The sequence below is a fragment of the uncultured Kiloniella sp. genome, from assembly GCF_937128705.1.
In the GTDB taxonomy this organism is placed as follows: domain Bacteria; phylum Pseudomonadota; class Alphaproteobacteria; order Kiloniellales; family Kiloniellaceae; genus Kiloniella.
Genome location: NZ_CAKZMP010000034.1, coordinates 1 through 4,476, shown reverse-complemented (window position 1 = coordinate 4,476; position 4,476 = coordinate 1). Strand labels below are relative to the sequence as shown.

Here is a 4,476-nt window from a genome sequence, read left to right as displayed (position 1 = left end):
AATCGTGAAACAATCGATACCTACTTTGCACTAGGAGGACTATTTAGAAGTAATGGCGAAATTGAAAAGGCCATCAGTATACACCGTTCGTTAATAGCACGTGATAATATATCTGAAACTCATCGAATAAGGGCACTCAAAGAGCTGGCCGTAGACTTTGATAAGGGTGGATTTGTTGATAAGGCGATTGAAACGTATCGTGATGTTTTAAAAATTAATCGCGATGAATATGATGTTATTCAATCTCTATGTCGGATCTATGAAGATATAGGGGATTGGGATCAAGCTTATAATTATAGAATTATGCTTTCAAAAGTAGGTCATGAAAACCAGTCTGAAACCATCTCTCATATTTTAGTTCAAAAAGCTAAGAAGTACTTCGAGAATGGGCAATTAAGTAAGTCTATTGAAGACCTTGAAGATGGATTTCGATTTGCACCTTCAGTATCTGCCAAGATTCTTAAACTAAGAATCCTTCTTCATGAAGGAAATATAGATGAGGCTAAGTTCAATTTATTAGAACTTTTAAAAGAGCAGCCAATGTATGCTTCATTTGCATTTGAGTCATTGGAAGAGGGCTTTAAAGGTAGTGAAGAAGAGAAGGAAATGTACTTTAAGAGATTGAGCCTCTTAGTAGAATACTTCTTGGAATTAAATGATGCTGATTTACTCTCAAATGAATCAATCATTCTAACGAAGATTAGACTCTATAAGCAGCAACATAAGCTACATAATGCATATGACCTTTTAAGTATTTGGAGTAAGAGCGAACATGCAACTTCAAGTGCTCTAAAATCAGAATATATTAAGATTCTAATTGAGTTAGGTAAGAAGGAAGAAGCGGTCACACAGACTAAAGATCTTCTGGAAAATATGCATCAAACGCTTACTAAGCACTACTGCCAAGAATGCGGTTATAACTCGGATGAGATATTTTGGCGTTGTCCTCAATGTCACGAATGGGAAACGATACAATTTAGATGGAAAGTATGAAAAAGATAATTTTATCTATTCTTTTAAGCTGCAGTATTCGCGCTCAAGTCAAGGGAGCAGCTAGCAAGTCAGATGCAAAGAAAACAGTCTATTATGTGCAAACTGTTTACTCTCAATTGCATCAAAACCCTTCAAAATTCTCAAGGGTTCTTTCTACTTTTGAGTGTGGACAACCTTTCTATGTATTAAGCTCACCGATCTCAGAGTTTTACCAAGTTGAATATTCTAACTACCAAGGCTTCATGAGCACAAATGTTCTCGATACAAGAAAACCAACTAATTGTTGGCAAGATATGTATCGACGCTTCTTTGATCAGATTGAGCTTAAGAGCTTTAAGGTGTAAGTCACCGGAGGCTTTCCTGAGTTCCACAACATTTTCTGTTTCATCTGAAAGAATTTGGAATTCACTCTCGATGCTTGATAAATAGACAACCTCTTTGGCCTGAGTTTGGATAACGTCCGGAACTTCGAACTTTACAAGCTCAAATTGCCCTCCATCTGCTGTAAAGATCAACTTACTCTTATCTAAGCCAAAACTCCCTTGTGCTGCCCCTTGCACCACCTTGATCAGATAATCAGCCTGTCCTTCAGATTGAGTATTATCAACTTCTCCTGTTTTGACTTGCCAATCACCTCGCCAACTCTCAGTGGTATCTTGTGATACAGTCGCGGCTAATGACCCATCAGATATTTTATATCCGGCAAGCTCTAATCCTTTGCCCCTGACATCAAGAACCGCGTTATCAAGTCGTACTTGATCATACCCTTGGCCGATATTCCCCGTTACCTGCGACAAAGACGTGATCTCAACAGGTGTTTCTCCGCGGAGTGCCACACCTATTTTACCTGCGACAGGTCGTTCATCATTCAAAATAAAGATGAGTTCAGTTTCAGCAGGATCGATTTCCCCCGACAAAGACGAGCCGAACATTTTTTTTATTGCAGAGGGCGTGATTTCATCTGCAGACAAATTTGCTACATTAAATTGCCCGACATCTCTGAGGTGAATTTTGGTCTCCGGGCCTTTTTGGATAAGCTTCAACGGCACCTTTCCATTAAATTCAGCCCCTGAAACCAGCCGACCTTCACCCCAAACATCTGACGTCAAATCAACCATTGCCTGACCCAAATTTAGCAACAGGGGATTAATTGCTTCACGCCACTTTGAAGATTGGTTCTCCCCCACGTCAATCTGTCCGACACCATCCAGATTAACCGTCATCCGAGTATCTTCAACCTCAGGCGGCAAAAAAGCTTTTGGTATATTACCCGTTATATCCCCAAAAACATTCCAGTTCAGGCCGGGATCATCCAGAAAGAAAGAGGCGGCGCCTTCGCCTGAAACACCGATTTTCTGCCACTTAACATCCCAGTCTATTTGTAAATCAGAACTAGAAAAGATCGCCCCTAGATAAAATTCTTCCGGTTCATAGTCAGCCAGATATCCGCCTTCGAAGCTTATCCATCCTTGAACATCATCTTCCGAATGTCCCATAACTTCGACAGCAAAGGGTAACCGTGCCACCCCAAGTTCAGTCGTGATTTGAAGTCGACTGTTATTGATTTTAAGCGCAGGCTTAAAGGGGAGTATCGGCAGGGAAGATTGAGATTCTCCTTGCTCGTCACCCGCGAACAAACTGTCTAAAGATCCTAAAACAGGCTGTTGTCCTGTCACATCAAGCGACAGGAACAAACGATCCAAGTCAACAGCCAGCTCGCCACCTTGCCACAAATCAGTCAGATCGTAGGATAAAACAAGACGGTCAAGGATAACCTCGTTCTCAATTCCGACAACCACATTCTGTATAATCACTTCACGATGAGATACTTCAGAAACCTCGGCAGAAAAGCCGGGTAATGCCAAATTGTCTGCAACTTGATCTAATAGATACTGAGCAAGTGGGAGGCGATAATAGATTGCGGAACCAATGATCAAAAGCATCACTGCCCCAAACCACAAGAGCCTGCGCCCCCACGTTCTCAATCTATTTTTTCCTGTATTCATGCGATCAGATTAACACAGGAGGCACGGGAAGAAAGTTTCTATTCATTTGCACGCTAGAATCGTGAACAATAATGATAAAATCGAAATCATCCATATAAACAAATACTTAATTAGGAACACGTTACAGTCAATCAATATTGTATATTGTACTCTACCGCCAAAAGACACACCTAAATAAACAGACATATAACTAGATTACGAATATTGCAGGAGCAAGTGAGGCTATGGCAAAGAGGATCAAGGTTGTTATTAATGCAATCAAGGATCAAGCCCTCAATATCAAAACCTATGAACTCGTCAGCCCTGATGGCGAGCCACTTCCCCCCTTTAATCCCGGAGCACATATTGATTTTTTCCTGCCCGACAATGTGATCAGACAATATTCTTTGTCGAACTCTGCGCGAGAAAGGAACAAATATATCGTTGGCATTCAAAAAGAAGAACAGGGTCGTGGGGGATCACGTTTGATCCATGATAATTTTAAAGTTGGTGATGAAATTGAGATCTCTGCACCCCGTAATCACTTTCCACTGGATGAAACAGCACAGCGTTACAAACTTATCGCGGGCGGGATTGGGATCACTCCGATCATGTCCATGGCACGCCGTTTGAAAGCCATCGGTAAACCTTTTCAGCTCTATTACGCCTGTCGCGATGAACAACGCGCAGCTTTTATCGACGAGCTGAGATCCACAGAACTATCGAAACATGTGGTGCTTTCTTATGATGATGTACACGGCCCCCTCAATACACGAGCTCTGTTCGGGCGCCCCGAACCAAATGTACAAATATATTGCTGCGGTCCAACAGGATTGATGGATGCTGTAAAATCAGCCACCTGTTCCTGGCCAGAGGAAAGCGTTAGGTTTGAACATTTCTCGGTGAGTGAAGACACTGGCCCTAAAGACGATAATGGCAGTTTTGAAGTCATCATCCAAAGCACGGGACGTGTCTTAAAAGTTCCCGCAGATAAAAGCATCCTGAGTGTTCTGGAAGAAAACGGTATATTTATTGATCATGCTTGTTGCGAAGGTATCTGCGGCACCTGTGAAACCGGCCTTATCGATGGCGAAGCGGACCATCGCGATATGATATTAACCGAGGCAGAAAAACAGAAAAATCAACACATCATGGTGTGTTGCTCCAGAGCAAAAACACCAACGTTGACCCTAGACCTTTGATATCTTTTTGTTAATACAATGCTGTAAAGAAAGATCTTTTTTCCTTAAGTAAAATCACGAGGTAGCATCAAACGTTTTTCTGACTTATCATGTTTGCAGTTTAATCTTTTACCCACTCTTTACCTTTTTTGGGGGAATTTATGACCTATTTAAAACTTGTTCTTGCGGCTCTTTTCATTACAGGCTTGAGCGCCTGCTCACCAGAAGTTGGCAGCACGGAATGGTGTGATGCGCTGAAAGAAAAACCAAAAGGCGATTGGTCCGCGAATGAAGCAACTGATTTCGCGAAACACTGT

Annotated in this window: 4 protein-coding genes; 3 read left to right on the top strand and 1 reads right to left on the bottom strand. The window is 41.8% G+C overall.

Annotation, left to right across the window (positions count from 1 at the left end; genetic code table 11):
* The coding region (locus tag Q0241_RS01960; protein WP_299372224.1) for a hypothetical protein at positions 1 to 993 on the top strand (993 nt) is incomplete at its 5' end.
* Positions 994 to 1,193: 200 nt separating this feature from the next.
* Here the strand turns inward: Q0241_RS01960 and Q0241_RS01955 are convergent.
* Complete coding sequence (locus tag Q0241_RS01955) at positions 1,194 to 2,978, bottom strand: hypothetical protein (protein WP_299372221.1); 1,785 nt, start codon at positions 2,976 to 2,978, stop codon at positions 1,194 to 1,196.
* A 245-nt stretch (positions 2,979 to 3,223) separates the two neighbouring features.
* On the opposite strand from Q0241_RS01955, the gene Q0241_RS01950 reads away from it, so the two are divergent.
* Both Q0241_RS01950 and Q0241_RS01945 read left to right on the top strand, forming a co-directional pair.
* Positions 3,224 to 4,180, top strand: a complete 957-nt coding sequence (locus Q0241_RS01950) for a PDR/VanB family oxidoreductase (protein WP_299372218.1) — start codon at positions 3,224 to 3,226, stop codon at positions 4,178 to 4,180.
* Between the two features lie 140 nt (positions 4,181 to 4,320).
* A partial coding sequence (locus Q0241_RS01945) for a DUF3012 domain-containing protein (protein WP_299372227.1) occupies positions 4,321 to 4,476 on the top strand: 156 nt, incomplete at its 3' end.

Bases quoted from the DNA above. Each gene is read 5' to 3' on its own strand.
- Q0241_RS01950 (WP_299372218.1), top strand. From the start codon at position 3,224: ATGGCAAAGAGGATCAAGGTTGTTATTAATGCAATCAAGGATCAAGCC.